19 protein-coding genes are annotated in these 19,828 nt (G+C 59.2%); 13 read left to right on the forward strand and 6 right to left on the reverse strand.

The genetic code is table 11. The annotated features are described in order from the left end of the window. Positions 1 to 203: 203 nt before the first annotated feature. Complete coding sequence (gene orn / locus DIT71_RS14715) at positions 204 to 746, forward strand: oligoribonuclease (protein WP_114613970.1); 543 nt, start codon at positions 204 to 206, stop codon at positions 744 to 746. Here orn and queG read toward each other — a convergent pair. Further along, entirely contained in the window at positions 741 to 1,805 is a 1,065-nt protein-coding gene (gene queG / locus DIT71_RS14720; protein WP_114613971.1) for a tRNA epoxyqueuosine(34) reductase QueG, read from the reverse strand. The two genes, orn and queG, sit on opposite strands and share 6 nt — an antisense overlap. Before the next feature lie 118 nt (positions 1,806 to 1,923). Here queG and DIT71_RS14725 point away from each other — a divergent pair, with 118 nt between their 5' ends. The 11 genes from DIT71_RS14725 to DIT71_RS14775 all read left to right on the forward strand — a co-directional run bounded on the left by DIT71_RS14725 (position 1,924) and on the right by DIT71_RS14775 (position 14,992). Continuing rightward, positions 1,924 to 3,498 carry an NAD(P)H-hydrate dehydratase gene (locus DIT71_RS14725; RefSeq protein WP_114613972.1) on the forward strand — a complete coding sequence of 525 codons (1,575 nt, stop codon included), beginning with the start codon at positions 1,924 to 1,926 and terminating at the stop codon, positions 3,496 to 3,498. Beyond that, positions 3,498 to 4,013, forward strand: coding sequence for a tRNA (adenosine(37)-N6)-threonylcarbamoyltransferase complex ATPase subunit type 1 TsaE (gene tsaE, locus DIT71_RS14730; protein ID WP_114613973.1), 516 nt, complete (start codon positions 3,498 to 3,500; stop codon positions 4,011 to 4,013). Before DIT71_RS14725 ends, tsaE begins: the two co-directional genes overlap by 1 nt. A gap of 75 nt (positions 4,014 to 4,088) precedes the next feature. Beyond that, positions 4,089 to 5,390, forward strand: coding sequence for an N-acetylmuramoyl-L-alanine amidase (locus tag DIT71_RS14735; RefSeq protein WP_244312035.1), 1,302 nt, complete (start codon positions 4,089 to 4,091; stop codon positions 5,388 to 5,390). 19 nt (positions 5,391 to 5,409) lie between these two features. Next, on the forward strand, positions 5,410 to 7,317 hold the full coding sequence (mutL, locus tag DIT71_RS14740) for a DNA mismatch repair endonuclease MutL (RefSeq protein WP_114613975.1): 1,908 nt from the start codon (positions 5,410 to 5,412) through the stop codon (positions 7,315 to 7,317). 7 nt (positions 7,318 to 7,324) lie between these two features. Then, positions 7,325 to 8,371 (forward strand): tRNA (adenosine(37)-N6)-dimethylallyltransferase MiaA, encoded by a 1,047-nt coding sequence (gene miaA / locus DIT71_RS14745; protein WP_114613976.1) that lies wholly within the window; start codon positions 7,325 to 7,327, stop codon positions 8,369 to 8,371. 40 nt (positions 8,372 to 8,411) lie between these two features. Beyond that, entirely contained in the window at positions 8,412 to 8,660 is a 249-nt protein-coding gene (gene hfq, locus DIT71_RS14750; RefSeq protein ID WP_007154829.1) for an RNA chaperone Hfq, read from the forward strand. A 134-nt stretch (positions 8,661 to 8,794) separates the two neighbouring features. Beyond that, positions 8,795 to 10,093, forward strand: a complete 1,299-nt coding sequence (hflX, locus tag DIT71_RS14755; protein WP_114613977.1) for a ribosome rescue GTPase HflX — start codon at positions 8,795 to 8,797, stop codon at positions 10,091 to 10,093. A 78-nt stretch (positions 10,094 to 10,171) separates the two neighbouring features. Next, positions 10,172 to 11,371: an FtsH protease activity modulator HflK gene (gene hflK / locus DIT71_RS14760; protein WP_114613978.1), complete on the forward strand. Its 1,200-nt coding sequence runs from the start codon at positions 10,172 to 10,174 to the stop codon at positions 11,369 to 11,371. Between the two features lie 2 nt (positions 11,372 to 11,373). After that, on the forward strand, positions 11,374 to 12,249 hold the full coding sequence (gene hflC, locus DIT71_RS14765; protein ID WP_114613979.1) for a protease modulator HflC: 876 nt from the start codon (positions 11,374 to 11,376) through the stop codon (positions 12,247 to 12,249). 182 nt (positions 12,250 to 12,431) lie between these two features. Continuing rightward, the gene (locus DIT71_RS14770) at positions 12,432 to 13,613 is read left to right on the forward strand and encodes an ATP phosphoribosyltransferase regulatory subunit (RefSeq protein ID WP_114613980.1); all 1,182 of its coding nucleotides are present in this window, start codon (positions 12,432 to 12,434) and stop codon (positions 13,611 to 13,613) included. Between the two features lie 83 nt (positions 13,614 to 13,696). Further along, positions 13,697 to 14,992 (forward strand): adenylosuccinate synthase, encoded by a 1,296-nt coding sequence (locus DIT71_RS14775; protein WP_114613981.1) that lies wholly within the window; start codon positions 13,697 to 13,699, stop codon positions 14,990 to 14,992. 25 nt (positions 14,993 to 15,017) lie between these two features. Here DIT71_RS14775 and cmoB read toward each other — a convergent pair whose 3' ends face one another. The 5 genes from cmoB to DIT71_RS14800 are packed head-to-tail and all read right to left on the reverse strand — an operon-like array spanning position 15,018 to position 18,597. Next, positions 15,018 to 16,013 (reverse strand): tRNA 5-methoxyuridine(34)/uridine 5-oxyacetic acid(34) synthase CmoB, encoded by a 996-nt coding sequence (cmoB, locus tag DIT71_RS14780; protein ID WP_114613982.1) that lies wholly within the window; start codon positions 16,011 to 16,013, stop codon positions 15,018 to 15,020. Positions 16,014 to 16,024: 11 nt separating this feature from the next. Then, positions 16,025 to 16,780, reverse strand: coding sequence for a carboxy-S-adenosyl-L-methionine synthase CmoA (cmoA, locus tag DIT71_RS14785; protein ID WP_114613983.1), 756 nt, complete (start codon positions 16,778 to 16,780; stop codon positions 16,025 to 16,027). Continuing rightward, the gene (locus tag DIT71_RS14790) at positions 16,773 to 17,129 is read right to left on the reverse strand and encodes a kinase (RefSeq protein ID WP_114613984.1); all 357 of its coding nucleotides are present in this window, start codon (positions 17,127 to 17,129) and stop codon (positions 16,773 to 16,775) included. Before DIT71_RS14790 ends, cmoA begins: the two co-directional genes overlap by 8 nt. 34 nt (positions 17,130 to 17,163) lie before the next feature. Beyond that, positions 17,164 to 18,165, reverse strand: a complete 1,002-nt coding sequence (locus DIT71_RS14795; protein ID WP_114613985.1) for a serine/threonine protein kinase — start codon at positions 18,163 to 18,165, stop codon at positions 17,164 to 17,166. A 9-nt stretch (positions 18,166 to 18,174) separates the two neighbouring features. Then, positions 18,175 to 18,597: a hypothetical protein gene (locus tag DIT71_RS14800; protein WP_114613986.1), complete on the reverse strand. Its 423-nt coding sequence runs from the start codon at positions 18,595 to 18,597 to the stop codon at positions 18,175 to 18,177. Positions 18,598 to 18,711: 114 nt separating this feature from the next. Here DIT71_RS14800 and DIT71_RS14805 point away from each other — a divergent pair, with 114 nt between their 5' ends. Continuing rightward, positions 18,712 to 19,827 carry an NAD(P)/FAD-dependent oxidoreductase gene (locus tag DIT71_RS14805; protein ID WP_114613987.1) on the forward strand — a complete coding sequence of 372 codons (1,116 nt, stop codon included), beginning with the start codon at positions 18,712 to 18,714 and terminating at the stop codon, positions 19,825 to 19,827. Position 19,828 lies beyond the last annotated feature (1 nt).

Below are 19,828 nucleotides of genomic sequence, written 5' to 3' on the forward strand. Positions count from 1 at the left end.
GAGAATGGTGATTGCTGTAACATCATACGTGATTCATCCACAATAGGCAGACTATGTGCAGCAACGGCCGGGCAGGGCTTCCCGGGAGACGCTGCGAGCACATCCCTGTGCGCTTGTCTGAAGCCATCCATGGCTTCAGACACTCCCGGAAAGCCCTGCCCGGCCATTGCCCAAATCATGAGTTAACCGCTGGAGAACACTGAATGCCAGAAGCCAACTATCTTGTCTGGATTGATCTGGAAATGACGGGTCTGGACCCGGAGAAAGAGCGCATTATCGAGATAGCGACCATCGTTACGGACTCTGAACTGAACACGATTGAAGAAGGTCCGGTGATTGCCGTCCATCAGTCAGACAAGCTGCTCGGCGACATGGACGAGTGGTGCACCCGCACCCACGGCGAGAGTGGGCTCACCAAGCGGGTGAAGGACAGCAAGTTCAGTGAGATAGACGCCGAGCAGAAAACCTTGGAATTCCTGCAGCGTTACCTCGAACCCGGCCAGTCACCGCTTTGTGGCAACAGCATCGGCCAGGACCGGCGTTTTCTGGTGAAGTATATGCCCGAGCTGGAAGCCTTTTTCCATTACCGCAATCTGGACGTGAGCACCATCAAGGAGCTGGCACGCCGCTGGCGGCCGGATGTCCTCGGTGGGGTCAAGAAAAAGGGCAGTCATCTGGCTCTGGATGATATCCGGGACTCCATCAACGAGTTGCGCCATTACCGCGAGCATTTCTTCCGGTTATAGACCGTGCCGGCGCAGAGCCCAGTGGACGTGCTCCCGAACCATGTCCGACGGGTGATCTGCCCGCGCTTTGAGTGCTTCGATTACGGTAATGGTTGAAGGCGCATTGCCGAGACCTACTGCCAGGTTGCGAAGCCAGCCCTGGTAACCGGTTCGGCGGATGGCAGAACCTTCAGTACGCTTGAGAAATTCCTCTTCTGTCCACAGGAACAGGGTGGCCAGCTCGCTGTTGTCCAGGCCATGGCGGGGCTGGAAGTCCTTTTCTGCGGTGGGTTTGCTGAACTTGTTCCAGGGGCAGACCAGTTGGCAGTCGTCGCAACCGAACACACGGTTGCCCATCTTCGATCTCAGGTTTTCAGGGATGCTGCCCTTCAGTTCGATGGTGAGATAGCTGATACATTTTCGGGCATCCAGCTTATGGGGCCCTTCGAAGGCGTCCGTGGGGCAGATATCCAGGCAGGCTGCGCAGCTGCCGCAATGCTCTTTCTCGAAAGGTGCATCAAGCGGTAACGGGGCGCTGGTGAAAATTTCCCCGAGGAAAAAGAACGAGCCGGCCTTCGGGTGAATCAGCATGTTGTTCTTGCCAATCCAGCCCAAGCCCGCGCGCTGGGCCAGGGCTCGCTCAAGAACCGGGGCGCTGTCCACAAACGCCCGATAATCATAGCCCGATACCGCTTCGTCAATCCGTTTGGCCAGGCTCGCCAGGCGCTTACGCATCAGTTTGTGGTAGTCACGACCGACCGCATAACGGGTGATATAGGCTTTCTCCGGGTTAGTGAGCACCCGCCCCGGATTGTCCGGTGCCGGCAGGTAATCGAGTCGCACGGAAATGACCCGGCGGGTACCCTCCACCAGCGAGGTGGGGGTGTAGCGTTTGTCGCCATGATCTGCCATGTACGACATCTCGCCATGAAGTCCCTCGCGCAGCCAGTTGTTCAGCCGCTCGCCATGAATACCGGTGTCGGGAAGGGTGATCCCGGAGTCATTAAAACCCAGCTCATGGGCCCAGGAACGTATCTTTTGCGGCAGATCATTCAGGTTTTGGTCGGTTGCAGCGGTCATTGAATGCCAGTAACGAAGTTTAATTTGATTAAGTTATGACCTTTCCCAGAGTTTTGCTACTCTTTACAGGTATCTGGCCCTTTTTCTTAATCCGAATTCTGTAACGGGAGCGGTGGTTATGCGCCTGTCTGAAGATCACAGTTTACCAGAAGACCTCTACTCCGCCGATGCGGTGCGAGAGATCGATCACTATGTGATTGATCAGCAAGGGGTTGACGGGTTCGAACTGATGCAGGCTGCTGCTGCCAGTGCGTTCCGGCGGCTGGTGCGGTACTGGCCCGAGCCGGGCCGGATCTTGGTGTTGTGTGGTGCTGGCAACAACGGCGGCGATGGCTACTTGGTTGCTGCCAATGCAGCTCGGCACGGCCTGGACGTGGACTGCCTGGCTGTGGCACCGACTGAAAAACTGTCCGGCGACGCCCGCAAGGCGTGGCAAAAAGCCGTTGCGGACGGGGTTCGGGTAAGGGAATTGGCCGACACCGACGAAAGCGAAGTCGGCGAGCATTTCGCCAATGCCGGACTGATTGTTGACGCCATGCTCGGCACCGGTGTGACCGGTGCTCCTCGCGAGCCTTTTGCCTCAATGATCCGCCAAGCCAACGAGGCGCTTGCGCCGGTATTGGCAATTGACCTGCCTTCGGGGCTGAATGCCACTACCGGAACCGTGGCCGGGGAAACGATCAGGGCGTCGGCGACGGTGACCTTTATCGGCCTCAAGGCCGGTCTGTTCACTGGTCAGGGTCCGGAATGCGCCGGGGAAGTGGCGTTTGAATCCCTGGATACCGACGACTGGGCGACCGAGAGTGGACAGCCAAGGCTCGCACGCAGAGTGGATTGGGCAGGCATTCGGAAGTCGATCCCCCGCCGCCCCAGGGTTGCCCATAAGGGGCGTTTCGGGCATGTGCTGATCGTTGCCGGTGATCGTGGCTTCGGTGGCGCTGGCCTGATGGCAGCGGAAGCTGCGTCCAGGTCCGGCGCCGGCATGGTCACCCTGGCAACGCGCCCGGAATATGTGGCGCCTGCACTGGCGCGTTGCCCGTCAGTTATGGTGCAGGGGCTGATCCACGGTTCTGAACTGCCAGCGCTGATCAGTGCGGCAGACGTGATTGTCTGTGGCCCCGGCATTGGCCAGGGCGCTTGGGGGCAGCAGATGCTGCAGCAGGTGGTGGCCAGCGGCAAGCCGCGGGTGCTGGACGCGGATGCCCTGAACCTTATGGCGTCGCGGGTCGCGCAGCCGGCAGAGCACCAGATTCTCACGCCGCACCCGGGAGAAGCAGCAAGACTTCTTGAATGCGAGGTCGGGGATATTGAGAACGACCGGGTTCAGGCGGCGGAGGAGATTCGCCGGCTATTCGGCGGCGTGGTTTTGCTCAAGGGAGCCGGTACGGTCGTCGCCTCGGGACACTCGTCGCCGGATATCATCAGTGGCAGCAACCCGGGCATGGCCACCGGCGGCATGGGAGACGTGCTGTCGGGCGTGCTTGGCAGCCTGTATGCGCAGCTGGGAGACGCGCATCTGGCGGCCTCGGCAGCCGCCGCTCTCCACCTGGCGGCTGCAAACCGGGCATCGGGGACCTGTGGCTATATGGGGCTGCTGCCAGTGGATGTCATTGATGCGCTGCCGCGGGTGCTGATGGAATCAGAGTCGGGATCTGTACCGTGGAATGGCGAGCAAGGGGCGATTGCAGAGTGATGGCCGTGTCAGCAGGCGAACTCACACTCCACCTGGAGAACGAGCTGGAGACGGAGAAGCTGGGCCAGATTCTGGCCGGGCTGGCCAGCGCAAGTGGTCAGGGGCTGGTGGTGTTTCTGGAAGGTGATCTTGGTATGGGGAAGACAACCCTGAGCCGGGGGCTTATGCGTGGGCTTGGTCATGAGGGCGCGGTCAAAAGCCCGACCTACACCATCGTCGAGCCCTATGAGCATCTGAATCCGCCGGCCTATCACTTTGATCTGTACCGGCTTGGTGACCCGGAAGAGCTTGAGTACATGGGTATCCGGGATTATTTCCAGGGCCAGAATCTGTGCGTGATCGAGTGGCCCGGGCGGGGTCTGGGTATCCTGCCTGAGCCGGATCTTCTGGTCCGTTTGAATAAAAGCGGTGACGGGCGCGTTGCCCGGGTTTCGGCGCCAACGGCCAGAGGCCGAGGTTTGCTGGCGCAGGTTGGCAAGCAGTGGTCCTCGGGCAGGGACATTAATCGTGATTGATCAGTGCAGGTGTGCAGGATGATGATTATAAAAACGTTCTCCAGATGGTTTGTTGTAGCGGGACTGCTGTCAGTGATGGCGCCGCTGGCTGCGATGGCGGGCGTTACGGTAGACAGTGCCCGGATCTGGCCGGCGCCGGACCACACCCGGCTGGTGCTGGATATTGGTGGCAAGATTGACCACAAGGTATTTGCGCTCTCGGGCCCCTCAAGGCTGGTGATCGACCTCGAAAATGCCAGCCTCAAAACTGACTTCGAAAAGCTTGACCTGTCCGGTAGCCCGGTTCGTCGTATCCGCAGTGCGCCACGCAACGGCAATGACCTGCGGGTGGTTCTGGACCTCAAAAGTGATATCAAGCCCCGCAGTTTTCAGCTGGCACCCAATCAACAGTATGGCCACCGGCTGGTAGTAGACCTGATCGACGAGGATGGCCTGAAAGCCCGGAAGTCGTTCGAGCCGACGGTTTCCCAGAACAGCAATGGCAAGCGCGACATTATTGTGGTGGTTGATGCCGGTCATGGTGGTGAAGATCCCGGCGCTATCGGCCCCCGCGGTACCCTCGAGAAAGACGTCGTACTGAAAATGGCCAGAACCCTGGCGGAGCTGATAGACGCCAAGCCCGGATATACTGCCAAGCTAACCCGAACTGGCGACTATTACATTGACCTGCGCAGCCGGACTTTGCTGGCGCGCAAGCATAGCGCCGACCTGTTTGTTTCCGTCCATGCGGATGCGTTCCGTACGCCTCAGCCCAGTGGGGCCTCAGTGTTTGCCCTCTCGCAGCGCGGTGCTACCAGTGAGACGGCCCGCTGGCTGGCGAAAAGCGAAAACCGGTCGGACCTGATCGGTGGTGCCGGTGGGGTTTCCCTGGACGGGCGCGACGAGATGCTGGCGGGCGTACTGCTGGATCTGTCCATGACCGCAAGCATTAATTCCAGCCTCGGGGTCGGAAGCTCGATTCTCGGCAGGCTTGGTAACGTTGCGAAACTCCACAAGAAGGGTGTTGAACAGGCCGCGTTTGCCGTGCTGAAGTCGCCGGACATCCCATCGATTCTCGTTGAGGCGGGTTTCATCTCGAATCCCAAGGAAGAGCAGAACCTGTCCAGCTCCTGGTACCGGGATAAGCTCTCCCGGGCGGTGTTCGAGGGCATTGACGACTATTTCCAGAAAACACCGCCTCCGGGTACCCTGCTGGCCTGGCAGAAACAGAACAGCCAGCGTGCTGACAGTGTCAGCCAGTATCGCATCCGCAGGGGAGATACATTGTCGGGGCTTGCTAAAGAGAATCAGATCAGCGTCACTGAACTGATGCGATATAACGGCCTTAATGATGACCGTGTTATGGTAGGGCAAACCATTCGTATCCCCGCATCCTGAAACGAGGTATCCCGGTAGCATGCCCTCCATTCGATTACTGACTCCGCGCCTGGCAAACCAGATTGCCGCTGGCGAGGTGGTTGAGCGCCCGGCTTCGGTCGTCAAGGAACTGGTAGAAAATGCGCTCGACGCCGGTGCACGCCGGGTCGATATCGAGATCGAGCAGGGTGGTGTCAAACTCATCCGGGTTCGTGATGATGGCGGAGGTATTGATGAGGCAGACCTTCCGCTGGCCCTTAGCCGGCATGCCACCAGTAAGATCGAAAACCTCGACGATCTCGAGGCCGTTGCATCCCTGGGGTTCCGCGGCGAAGCTCTGGCGAGTATCAGTTCTGTTTCCCGGCTGGCGCTAACCTCCCGCACCGAGAGCCAGGAAGCTGCCTCACGGGTAGAGGTGGAAGGGCGCGACATGGATGCCAGCATCTCGCCAGCCGCCCACCCCGTGGGGACCACGGTCGAGGTGAGGGACCTGTTTTTTAATACGCCGGCCCGCCGTAAGTTTCTACGCACCGAAAAAACCGAATTCAATCATGTGGACGAGTGCGTCCGGCGTCAGGCCCTGAGCCGTTTTGACACCGGATTCACGCTCCGCCACAACCAGCGCGTGGTCCAGAGCCTGCGCCCGGCGGAAACCCCCCTGGACCGCGAGCGTCGGGTTGGCTCCCTGTGTGGCCAGCAGTTCATCGACAACGCCGTGGTGATTGATGCCGAGGCAACGGGGCTGAAACTCTGGGGCTGGGTGGCCCTGCCCACCTTCTCCCGCAGCCAGGCGGATCTTCAGTATTTTTTCGTGAACGGGCGGGTGATCCGCGACCGGCTGGTGGCCCATGCGGTGCGCCAGGCTTACCGGGATGTACTTTATAACAACCGCCATCCGGCTTTTGTGCTGTATCTGGAAGTCGACCCCGGGAACGTGGATGTGAACGTTCATCCAACCAAGCACGAAGTGCGATTCCGCGACGGGCGCCTGGTTCATGATTTTATTTTCCGCACCCTTCACAAGGCTCTGGCAGATGTGCGACCGGACGACCATCTGCGAGGCGCAATAGCCCAGTCCCATGGACGCGAGTCTGACGGGGCCGCCGGCGGGTATGGCACCCAGGCTGCCATGGCGAACCTGAATCATCAGCCTTCTCCGGACCCGTTTGCTGCGTCGCCCGGCCAGCAGTCGTCCGGTTTCTCCGGCACTCAGCGGCAGCCCCAGCATGAATGGCAGGCCCGCGATCAGATGGCGTTCTACCATTCCCTGAGCCAGGGTGGTGGTGTCAATGAGCAGTCTGCCATGGTGGAGACCAGTGAGCTGGCGGTTGCTTCTCCCACGCCGCCGCAGGGCAGCGGCGATGAGCCGCCTCTGGGTTATGCCATTGCCCAGCTACACGGGATTTATATTCTTGCCCAGAGTCGCCAGGGTATGATCGTGGTTGATATGCACGCCGCGCACGAACGCATCACCTATGAGCGCATGAAGCGGGCACTGGAGGCCCAGGATCTCAAGAGTCAGCCGCTTCTGGTGCCGGTGTCCCTTGCGGTCAGCCAGAAGGAGGCCGCTTTGGCGGAAACCCATGGTGAGGAGCTGCTTCTGTTGGGGTTGCGGGTTGAGCGGATTGGCCCCGAAACCCTCGCGGTCCGTCAGGTCCCTGCGCTTCTTCGGGGCGCCGACACCGAGCAGCTGGTAAGAGATGTGTTATCAGACCTGATCGAGAATGGTGAGAGTGACCGTGTTGAGGCCGTCACCCACGAACTGCTGGGTACCATGGCGTGCCACGGTTCGGTCCGCGCAAACCGTCAGTTGACCATTCCGGAAATGAACACCCTGTTGCGCGATATGGAAGCCACCGAACGCAGTGGCCAATGTAACCATGGCCGTCCCACCTGGACGGTGGTCACCCTTTCCGAACTGGACAAACTGTTCCTGCGGGGGCGCTAAAACCGGTATGACCGCAAGCACTGGAGATAACACCAGCAAGCCTCCCGTCATATGCCTGATGGGCCCTACCGCCTCCGGCAAGACGGATCTGGCGTTGGAACTCTGCCGCCGGTTGCCCTGCGATATTGTCAGCGTGGATTCAGCGATGATCTACCGGGGGATGGATATCGGCACCGCAAAACCCTCACCAGAGGAGCTTGCCCGGGCGCCCCACCGTCTGATTGATATCTGCGATCCCGCGGAAATATACTCCGCCGCGGATTTTCGCCGTGATGCCCTGGATGAAATGGCCGCGATCACCGCGGCCGGCCGGATTCCGCTGCTGGTAGGCGGCACCATGATGTATTTCAAGGCGTTACTCCAGGGCATGTCTGACCTGCCTGCTGCAGACTCCGCCATCCGGCGGGCCCTAGAGCGGGAGGCACAGGAAAAAGGCTGGGATGTCCTGCACCGGCAGCTGGAGCAGCTGGACCCGGTGGCGGCCCGGTTGATTCACAGGAACAACCGGCAACGATTGGTCCGGGCACTGGAGGTGATCCGCCTGACCGGCCGCCCGATCTCGTCGATCTGGGCGGATAAGCCCGGCAGCGGCCACGCTGGCGGCGACAGCAAGGGTAAAGACATTGAGGATTACACCTATTCAACTCAATGGCAGGCAGACGAAACGCTGTCTCTTCCGTATACTGTGGTGCAGTTCGCATTAGCGCCAGCCAACAGGCAGGTACTCCATGAAAGAATCAACCGGCGCTTCCAGGCAATGCTTGGTGCCGGCCTTCTTGACGAGGTCAGGGCGCTGATGGCCAGAGGCGATCTGCACCCGGCGCTGCCTTCCATGCGTTGTGTCGGTTATCGGCAGGCATGGTCCTATCTGGCCGGTGATGGCGATTACAATACCATGGCTGAGAAGGGCGCTGCTGCTACCCGGCAGCTAGCCAAGCGACAGCTGACCTGGTTGCGGAAGTGGTCCGGTCTGGACTGGCTGGACAGTGAAGACAAACTTATGTCAGACACTGCCTTGAAAATTATTGAATTTCGCACCACATTTAAAGCTTGAAAATGACGATCTGCCTTTACTTATAAACAGGAGAATACACATGTCAAAAGGGCACTCTCTACAAGACCCTTACCTCAATGCATTACGCAAGGAACGCATTCCGGTTTCTATCTTTCTGGTCAATGGCATCAAGCTTCAGGGCCAGATCGAGTCTTTTGACCAATTCGTGATTTTGCTGAAAAACACTGTCAGCCAGATGGTCTATAAGCACGCCATTTCCACAGTGGTGCCCGCGCGGAATGTTCGTATCCCGCCACAGGCGCCCGGCGGAGAAGAGTCTGAAGACTGATTTGCCCGGTACGATTTTACCCGGTACTGTCAGTTTTACTGCCCGCGCTCCCGAAGAACCGGTCAAGGTTCCGAGGGCCGCGGGTATTTGTTTTGATGACAGGTTAAACCTGACTGATTTGGAGCTATTACTACTTGTTTGAGCGTCCCGACGTTGGTGAACGGGCGATTCTCGTTCATATTGAGTTTCCCTCCCATGAAGAATCCGAGGACCTGGGTGAGTTCCGGGAACTGGTCTGGTCTGCCGGCGTCGAGCCGGTTGGTGTGGTTAACGGTTCCCGCAAGCAACCCAGTCCGAGATTGTTTGTCGGCGAGGGGAAGCTGGAAGAAATCCGCGATGCGGTGACCGCCAACGAAGCGGATGTGGTGCTCTTTAACCACGCGCTAAGTCCAAGCCAGGAGCGCAACATCGAGCGCGAGCTCAGTTGCCGGGTGCTTGATCGCACCGGGGTTATCCTCGATATCTTCGCGCAGCGGGCCCGTACCCATGAAGGCAAGCTCCAGGTGGAACTGGCCCAGCTCGAACACATGTCGACCCGTCTTGTTCGAGGCTGGACACACCTTGAGCGTCAGAAGGGTGGTATCGGGCTGCGTGGGCCTGGCGAAACCCAGCTTGAGACTGACCGGCGGTTGCTCAGAGAGCGCATCAAGTCCATCCATCGTCGGCTGGAAAAAGTCCGCAAGCAGCGTAATCAGGGGCGCCGGGCCCGCATGCGGGCGGATATTCCAACCGTCTCGCTGGTGGGTTACACCAACGCCGGCAAGTCCACCCTGTTCAACCGTATCACCACCTCCACCGTTTACGCGGCGGATCAATTGTTCGCCACCCTGGACCCAACCCTCAGAAGACTGGAACTTCCGGATATCGGTCCGGTCGTAATGGCCGACACCGTCGGCTTTATCCGTCATCTGCCCCATAAACTGGTAGAAGCGTTTCGCGCCACACTGGAAGAAACCACGGAAGCCTCCCTTCTGCTTCACATCATTGATTGCCATGACAATCGACGGGAAGAGAACATGGAGCAGGTGGAGGAAGTCCTGGCAGAAATAGGTGCCGACGAGGTTCCGGTGCTGCAGGTTTTCAACAAGATTGATCTGCTGGATAATTTTCAGCCGCGGATTGAGCGCAATGAAGAGGGTGTGCCGGTTCGCGTGTGGGTTTCTGCGATAACGGGCGAAGGGCTCCAGGGTCTGTTCGATGCCATCGTGGAGCGGCTAGCTGAGGATGTTATCCACCAGTTTGTGCTACTGGGACCGGAGGACGGAAAATTGCGGGCGCTTCTGCATGAGGCCGGCTCCGTAATCTCCGAAAATCATCGTGACAGCGGGGATTCGGTGTTGGAGGTTCGCCTGCAGCACCGTGACTGGTTACAGCTTTTAAGCAGAGCCGGCGTTCGCGAAAAAGACGTAAGACTCGACGATCAACGTATATAGACAGGCTGCGCTATTGCCGGGGCGCTTATAAATCCCTAGTATTTGCAGCAATTCGACACGCTTGAAACGGAGATAACTATGGCCTGGAATGAACCGGGTGGAAACCGCAACGACAATGATCCCTGGGGAACCGGGGGTGGTCGTGGTGGCAAGGATCAGGGGCCCCCAGATCTGGACGAGGCGTTGAAAAAGGGTCTCGACAAGCTTAACAAGCTGCTGGGCGGCAAGGGCAAAAAGTCAGGTGGTGATGGTGGCTCTTCCTCAGGTGGAGGACCCAGTGCCGGTAATATCGGGGCGGTTCTTGCCCTGGCGGCGATCATTTTCGTCGGATACGTTATATTTCAATCGTTCTATACCGTAAACGAACAGGAGCGGGCGGTGGTTCTCCGCTTCGGTGAGTACAGTCGTACCGAGCCCCCCGGTCTGCGTTTCAAGGTTCCGTTGATCGATAATGTGAATCTGGTGCGGGTGACCAGTGTTCGGAATACGGAATCCACCGGGCAGATGCTGACACAGGACGAGAATCTGGTGTCGGTAGACCTGCAGGTTCAGTATCGCGTTGGTGATGCCAAGGCCTACGTGCTCAACGTCCGTGATTCCAATCAGGCGCTGGCATTTGCGACCGACAGCGCACTGCGCCATGAAGTTGGAAGTTCGACCCTAGACGACGTGTTGACTGAAGGACGTGCCGAACTGGCCGTTCGCGTCGAGCAGCGTCTCCAGACCTTCCTTGAGGAATATGGCACCGGCTTGTCAATCGTTCGGGTAAACGTCGAGAGTACACAGCCACCCGATGCGGTACAGGACGCGTTCCGGGAAGTTCAGCGTGCCCGTGAAGATGAGCAGCAGCTCAAGGAAGAAGCAGAGACCTACCGCAATAAAGTGGTTCCTGAAGCCCGTGGTCGCGCCCAGCGTCTGACCGAGGAGGCCTCAGCGTACAAGCAGCAAGTGATTGATCGCGCTCGTGGCCAGACCTCGCGCTTCCTCGCGGTACTGGATGTTTACGAAACGGCACCCGAAGTGACCCGTGAGCGCATGTACATCCAGGCACTTGAAGGTGTGCTTTCAAGAACCAGCAAGGTGCTGGTGGATACGGAAAGCAGCGACAACATGATGTTTCTGCCCCTGGACAGGCTGACCAACCGAGCGGGCGCAATGTCTGATGGCCAGAACAGCTCCGGCTCCGGCAGCGGTAATGTCGATATCCAGACCCTGTCGGATCAGGTTGCGCAGGAGCTGCGTGGCAGGCAGGACAGTGGCGTTCGGAGGAGTAGATAATTATGGGAACCAAAAGCATTGCGGGCCTTGCAGGCGCCCTGATTGTCGTGCTGGTTGCGCTCTCAAGCGTGTACATCATTCCGGAAACCCACCGCGGCGTGTTGCTCCGGTTCGGGGAGCTGATCCAGACGGACATTGAGGCGGGCCTCCACTTCAAGGTGCCAGTCATCGATCAGGTACGGGAATTTGATGTTCGATTGCTGACGACCGACTTACCGTCGCGTCAGTATCTGACCGTTGAGAAGAAGCCACTGGACGTGGACTCGTACATCGCCTGGAAAATCCAGAATGTGGATCAGTTCTATCGTGCCACCGGTGGCGACGAATTCCGTGCTTCCGAGCTGCTGTTGTCCCGTGTGGACAATGGCCTCCGGGACGAGTTCGGTGTGCGTACCATGGTCGAGGTGGTTTCCGGCCAGCGTGACGAATTGATGACGACGCTGACGGAGCGGGTCAACGAAACGGCGCAGAAAGAGTTCGGTATCAGTGTGGTGGATATCCGCGTCAAGGCCATCGAATTTCCGGGGCAGGTGAGCCAGAACGTCTACCGTCGTATGGCCACTGAGCGTGAAAAGCTGGCACAGGAGTTCCGCTCCCGGGGTCAGGAGCTTGCTGAGGGAATCCGCGCCGATGCGGATCGCCAGCGCACTGTCATCCTGTCGGAGGCTTTCGCCAGTGCCGAAGAGATGCGTGGTGAGGGTGATGCCCAAGCAGCAGAGATCTACGCTGATGCCTACGGCTCGAACAGCGAGTTCTACAGCTTCTATCGCAGCCTCGAAGCCTACCAGAACACGTTCGCGAACGAGGACGACATCATGGTGATCGACACCGACAGTTCGTTCCTCCGGTTCCTCAAGGATCCCCAGGGAGCCCGCTGATCGGCGCAGCGATGACGACAAAACCGGAATACCTCGGTATTCCGGTTTTTTTGTGCCTGCCAACAGTGTAAAATTCCGCCGGTTTTGGTTCGGGTTTTTCTCTGGTACCGAACATCGCCCTAAATCCTGTTCACTCCCGTGGTCCGAGTTTTGCCCCGGGTCAAAACGGACAATCGAATCTCATGACAGTATCTGACCGCTGGCTATTGCCGGATGGCGTGGAAGACATCCTTCCGCCACTGGCTGGACAGATTGAATCCCTGCGCCGGGATGTAATGGATACCTGCCAGCGCTGGGGTTACCAGCTGGTTATCCCGCCGCTGATTGAATATCTCGAATCCCTGTTTACCGGTACCGGGCATGATCTGGAACTCCAGACCTTCAAGCTCACGGATCAGCTCACCGGCCGGATGATGGGGCTCCGAGCCGACATGACGCCCCAAGCGGCGCGCATTGATGCCCATACCCTTGGCCAAGAGGGTATTACCCGCTTGTGTTACGCCGGCCATGTCCTGCACACGCGCCCGCGCCACATGCTGACCGGGCGCACGCCTATCCAGGCCGGGTGCGAGTTGTTCGGCAGTGGGTCCGAATCGGCGGACATGGAAGTGATCAGGCTGATGCTGGAAGCCCTGCGGGTGTCCGGGTTGCCGAAAATCCACCTCGATCTGGCCCATGTAACCATTTACGAAAGCCTGGTGGGCGAGGCCGGATTCGACCGCGACACCGGCGCCGCCATTTTCGATGCCATGGCCCGCAAATCGGTGCCGGAACTGGACCAGCTGTTGGGTGACTGCCCGCCGGGGTCCGCCGGAAGCATGCTCAGGGAGCTGGCCAGGGTCAGTGGCGGAAAGCCGGCGCTGATGGAGGCGAAACACATTCTTGAAGGCGCGCCGGAGCCGCTTCGCCAGGCGTTGGAGCAGCTGGAGCGGGTGGCAGAGATGCTGGCCGATGATTATCCGGAAGTCAGCTTTGGTTTCGATTTCTGTGAACTTCGCGGCTACAACTACCATACCGGCCTGGTCTTTGCGGCCTATGTGCCGGGACACGGCGACGCTGTCGCCAAGGGCGGCCGGTATGACGCTATCGGTAGTGATTTTGGCCGTGCCCGACCGGCGACGGGGTTCAGTCTTGATATCCGTGCACTGGTTTCCCTTGGTCAGCGTCCCGGTCAGCCCGGCAAGGCAATCTGGGCGCCGGCAATGCAGGAGCCCGGGCTGGACGGTGTTATTTCGGGTTTGCGGATGACTGAAACCGTCGTTCGGGCCCTGCCGGAGGACGAAGGCGTCGATCCGCGGTCCCGCAATTGCGACCGCGTTCTGGTAAAGCGTGATGGCCAGTGGGTCGTGGAACAGCTGGGCTGATAACCGACCGGTATCGAGCCACTCATTTACAGGTAAATCTGCGGGGATTCCGTCGATCGGCGAAGCCGCAATGAGAGAGAGACATGGGTAAAAACGTTGTAGTGCTGGGCACCCAATGGGGTGATGAAGGAAAAGGCAAGATTGTTGACCTGCTGACCGACAAGGTTTCGGCGGTGGTGCGCTTTCAGGGCGGGCACAATGCCGGTCACACACTGGTTATTGAGGGCAAGAAAACCGCACTTCACCTGATCCCTTCCGGCATCCTGCGCAAGAACGTCCAGTGCCTGATCGGCAACGGCGTGGTCCTCTCCCCCGAAGCGCTCCTCAAGGAAGTCCGGGAGCTCGAGGGCAACGGTGTTGCGGTGCGTGACCGACTCAGGATCAGTCTTGCGTGCCCTATCATCCTCAAGACTCACGTTCGCATTGATCAGGCCCGGGAGCGTGCGCGAGGTGTCGACAAGATCGGTACGACCGGCCGCGGAATTGGTCCGGCTTATGAAGACAAGGTTTCCCGCCGCGGGGTTCGCGTAGGCGATCTGTGCGATCCGCAGAGCTTCAAGGAAAAGCTGAAGGAAATCATGTCCTACCATAATTTCGTTCTGACCGAGTATTTCCGCGAAGAGCCTGAAGATATAGACCAGGCGTTTACGGAACTGATGACCATGGGCGAAGAAATTCTGCCGATGTCGGCCGACGTCACGGATATCCTCCATGACCTGCGCAAACGCGGTGAGCATATCCTGTTCGAAGGCGCTCAGGGCTCTCTGCTGGATATCGACCTGGGTACCTATCCCTATGTCACCTCGTCCAACACCACGGCAGGCGGCACCGCCACCGGTTCCGGCTTCGGCCCGCTGTTCCTGGACTATGTACTGGGTATTACCAAGGCCTATACCACCCGCGTGGGCTCCGGACCTTTCCCGACCGAGCTGTTTGACGACATGGGGCAGCACCTGGCAGTGAAGGGCAACGAGATTGGTACAACCACCGGCCGTTCACGGCGGTGTGGCTGGTTTGATGCCGTGGCACTGCGACATGCCATCCAGATCAACAGCGTGTCCGGCATCTGCCTGACCAAGCTGGATGTGCTGGACGGCATGGACACGGTGAAGGTATGCATCGGCTATAAAACGCCCCTCGGTGAAATCACCCGTCCTCCCATCGGCTGTGACACCTACAAGGACATCGAGCCGGTTTACGCGGAATTACCGGGTTGGCAGGACAGCACGGTCGGACTGACCGCGCTGGATCAGTTGCCGGAGAATGCCAAGGCCTACATCCGTTTCCTTGAAGAGCAGATCGAGGCGCCTATCGACATTATCTCCACCGGCCCTGACCGGGTGGAAACCGTGGTCCTGCGCCACCCCTTCGGCGAATAGCTGGTTGATTCCATGGCGGCAGGCCTCAGGGCTTGTCGGCAATGATGGTTGCCCTTTTCGGGCCCGGATAGCCTTCGATGGTCTTTGTCGGATCGTCCGGATCCAGAAAGTCGGCCAGCGACTGGAACCGCATCCAGTCCGTTTTCCGCTGCTCCCCGGTGGTGGTTTCGGTCACGTCAACCACGCGGGCATTGCGAAAACCGGTTCGGTCGAGCCAGCGTAGCAGGGTGTCGCAGCTGGGCAGGAACCACACGTTGCGCATCTGGCCGTAACGGTCCTCCGGCATCAGGCTATAGCCCTCCGGCCCGTCCGCAATCAGGGTTTCCAGCACCAGCTCACCGCCCGCGCGAAGTGTGTCCTTGAGCTCCAGCAGGTGGTCCAGTGGCGAGCGGCGGTGGTAGAGCACCCCCATTGAGAAAGTCGTGTCGAAAGCTTCCAGTTTCGCTGGCAGATCCTCCATGCGCACCGGCAGCAGGTCAATCCGCTGCTGCGGGCTGACGTAGCGTTTGACGCTCAGGAACTGGAACAGGAACAGCAGCCCCGGATCGATACCGATGACCCGCCCGGCCCCTTCCCCCAGCATGCGCCAGCAGTGATAGCCCGAACCACAACCCACGTCCAGTATCTGCCGGCCCGTCAGATCCGACAGGAAGGGCGACACCCGGTCCCACTTCCAGTCTGAATGCCACTCGGTATCGATATAGGTGCCAAAGAAATCGAACGGACCCTTGCGCCAGGGCATCAGCCCCCGAAGCCCCTGTACAAGGCGCGTCGAATCGTCTGCTGTCAGGGGCTGATCTGTGCGCAGGGTGATCGCCGGACGGTTCAGGTCGGCGCCTACATCCCTGATGGCCGGCAAAGTATGCAGCGCCCGCATCCAGCGGGCGATGTCACCGTGGGGATTTTCATCGAAACGTTTACGGAGTTGCTGCTGCAGCAGAGCTCGCCAGTGCTCCAGACCACGGCTGTCCAGGTCATCGAGCAACGGGGCAAAGCACCCCTGCCAGTCGAAAGTTGTCATGAAGGCTCCGTTCAGGGCGATTTGATGGCGAGCATGGAGACAAAATTGAAGCACTGATACCACACCATGACCTCGCTGAAGCCGGCATTGGTCAGTCGTTGCCGGTGTTCCGCCAGGGTTTCGGGAATCAGCACCTGCTCCAGGGCGGAACGCTTCTGGCTGATTTCCAGGTCGGAATAGCCGTTGGCGCGCTTGAACTCGTGATGCAGTTGCGTCTGTATCGCCTGTTCCGTTTCGGACTCGAAGCGGATTTTCTCGGAAAGGATCAGTACACCACCGGGCAGGGTGGCATCAGCAATGCGGGTCATCAGTTGCGCCCGCCTTGCGGGTTCCACGAACTGGAGGGTGAAGTTCAGGGTAGTGACCGAGGCGTTGCCGAGCTCGGTATCGAGAATGTCCTCACAGCGCAGGGAAACCGGCAGTGGATGATCGTCCAGGGCAATGTAATGTTGGCAGCGTTCAATCATGGCGGGAGAGTTGTCGACGCCGGTGAGGATGCAGTCCCGGTCACCAATGCCATGGCGCATGGCCAGGGTCGAAGCACCCAGGGAACAACCGAGGTCGTAACAGTGGCTGCCGGGCCGGGCGTATTGTTCGGTAATCACCTCGATCATGGGGATAATTGTGGTGTAGCCGGGAACCGATCGGCGGATCATGTCCGGGAAAACCCGGGCTACGGCGGCGTCAAAACGAAACTCGCCGGCTTCACGATCGCTTGCAAACAGTCGGTCCAGCGCCTGCCCGGGCTTTTTGCTGCTGTCACTCATTGCCCGCGGGCTCCTGGCCTTCCTCTCCCGCCGCAGGGCCGCGGCTACAGCGGACGCCCCGGTTCTTGTAGTCCACAAGGATGCCGCGGAAGTCCGGATCCACATCGGCGGCAATGGCCAGATAACCCTGTTCACACACCGCGTGGAGCTCTGATGATTTGGGTGACATGCGGAATTCCTCACCCGGCGTGATATGAACGGCCTCGAACTCACCCACCGGTACGTGGTCCTTGTTGTCCGAGTGATCAATCCTACCACTGGCCTCCAACACCAGAACGGTCACAATAATGGTGCCAATGGCTGTTGCAATCAGGCTGCGTACCGTGAATCTGGCCTCACTCTGGCTCATCAAACAGTCTCCGGTCTATCGGTTTTTTCCGGCCTCAGTACTGGCCGGGAAGGTTAATGGAAGGGGTCTGCAGTGCGGCAAGTTGCTCCCGCAACGACAGGATCTGGTCTGACCAGAAACGGGGCTGGGCAAACCAGGGGAAGAAACGGGGAAAGGCGGGGTCATCCCAGCGCCTGGCCAGCCAGGTGCAATGGGAGATCTGCCGGAAACAGCGCAGAGGTTCAATCAGGTGTCGTTCGCGACGATTGAAGTCCCGGAACATTTCATAACCCTCGAGCAGTTCTCCGAACTGCTGGCCGCGCTCGATATCATCCCCGTTAAGAAGCAACCACAGATCCTGAATGGCTGGCCCGGTGCGGCAATCATCAAGATCGACAAACAGCATCTGCTCCTCACGGCAAAGGATATTGCCGCCATGGCAATCACCGTGGAGCCTCAGGGAATGCACTTCGCCGGCCTCGTCTATCCGGCGGGCGCATTGGTCCACCAGGTCGGGAATCAGCGATTCCCAGGCTGGGCGCAGATCGTCCGGGACCCAGCGGTTTTCTATCAGGAAGCGGTTGTTGTCCTCAATTCCCGAGAGCACGTCCATCACAGGACGATGAGCGAAACTGGCCGTGTCGCCGACATTGTGAAGCTGGCCCAGCCACTGGCCAAGGCGGTAAAGGGTGTCGGTTACGCTGGTATCAGGAGCCTGTCCGCCCCGCTGGGGGAAGACGGCAAACAGGAAATCGTCACAGCGGCCAAGGGTATCCCCCGACGGCATCACCAGGGGGGCCACCACCGGGATGTCCGCTGCCAGCAGTTGCGCGGTAAATTCGTGCTCTTCACGAATCTGCGCCTCACTCCAGCGCCCGGGGCGGTAGAATTTGGTAATGACCGGTGACTTGTCTTCTATGCCAATCTGATAGACGCGGTTTTCATAGCTGTTGAGGGCGAACAGTCGACCATTAACGATGAATCCCGCACCCTCCATGGCGTCGAGAATTTTATCGGGCTTGAGTGCATCGTATGGATGACTTGACGTTTCGGTCATAATTACGGTTTAGCGCCTTGAACTTTGTTGAGCCTGCATCTTTGCAAGGTGATACCAGTTTTCGTCCAGTTCCCAGCGAATCCGCTCCACGCCGCTGGCGCTGAGTACGATATCACCGGCCCTGGCCTGAACCTGGGCCAGTTCGCGTTCTGCCCTTTGCCAGTCCCGGTGATTGTCGCCCAGGTTGCGCATGCTGGGGAAAATGGTGCTCAGTGCCTCGTGAGTGGATGTCTGGTGGGATCGCAGTGAACTCATGATGGCGGTATTGCCCTCAACCCTCAAAACACGGTGCTGATAGGGGTAGTTGGCCACCATGTCATCGGCTTTCAGGTTCTGGTTGAGGCTGATAACCTCGAAACCCCGCCAGCCGAGCCAGCCGACAAATATGGCCGCTACCATCATTACAATTATAAACTGCTTCCTGTCAGACATCGCTTTACCTGCTCCGTGCACTTGTTTCCCTGGGCAAGTATAACGTTTCGGGGCAGTCACAGTAATGCGATTCGGGCAAACTCCCACAGACAGGCCAGGGTAAGTGAGATTCTGATGACAGACACAGAAGTGCTTCAGGCCGATACGGTGGTCATCGGTGCCGGCATTGTCGGCCTCGCCGTGGCCCGACAGCTGGCGATACAGGGCAGCGAGGTGCTGGTGCTGGAATCCGGTGACCGCTTCGGCGAGGGGCTCTCATCGCGGAACAGCGAGGTTATCCATGCCGGTATCTACTATCCCGAGAACTCCGCCAAGGCGAGCTTGTGCGTTCGTGGTCGCCACTTACTTTATGATTTCTGCCGTGAGCGCCATATTGGCCACCGTAAAACCGGCAAGTGGATTGTTGCCCGTGGCCACGCCCAACAGGAGGCACTTGCCGGTATAGCCCGGCAGGCAGGGAACAACGGGGTTGAATTGCAACGGGTGGGCCGTGAGGCACTCAGGCAAGCACTGCCCGGGGTATTGGCCGATGACGCGCTGTACTCTCCGGAAACCGGCATCGTGGACAGTCATGGGGTCATGTTGTCATTGCTGGGGGATCTTGAGGATCATGGTGGCCAGCTTGTTTGTCAGGCATCGGTGGAACATGCCGAAACCCAGGGTAACCGTCATCGGCTGTGGCTCGGCGGTCAGGCGCGGTGCGAATTGATTGCCCGGCGTGTGGTGAACGCCGCCGGACTGGAGGCGGTCTCGCTGGCGTCTCGCTGGCAGGGCGCTCCCGGGGTATTGGTGCCGCAGCAGTGGCTGGCCCGTGGGGTCTATTTCAGCTATTCGGGACGCCACCCCTTCAGCTCGCTCATCTATCCGGTCCCGGAGCCGGGTGGCCTCGGCGTTCACCTGACCCTGGATCTGGCGGGCCAGGCCCGTTTCGGACCAGACGTGGAATGGATAAGCCAGGTGGATTTTTCCGTGGACCCGGATCGGGCACGGCTGTTCGCTGACAGCATTCGCCGCTGGTGGCCGGATCTCGATGAAACCCGGCTGCAACCCGCCTATGCGGGTGTCCGTCCCAAGCTGGCAGGCCCTCAAGGCGGCTTTGCCGATTTTCGGATTGATGGCGAGCAGGACCATGAGGTTCCCGGGCTGGTACACCTGTTTGGCATTGAATCACCCGGTTTGACGGCATGCCTGGCAATTGCCGAGAAAGTCGCTGAAAAGCTGGGTGAGTGAT

The sequence above is a fragment of the Marinobacter vulgaris genome (assembly GCF_003344045.1).
Lineage (GTDB): Bacteria > Pseudomonadota > Gammaproteobacteria > Pseudomonadales > Oleiphilaceae > Marinobacter > Marinobacter vulgaris.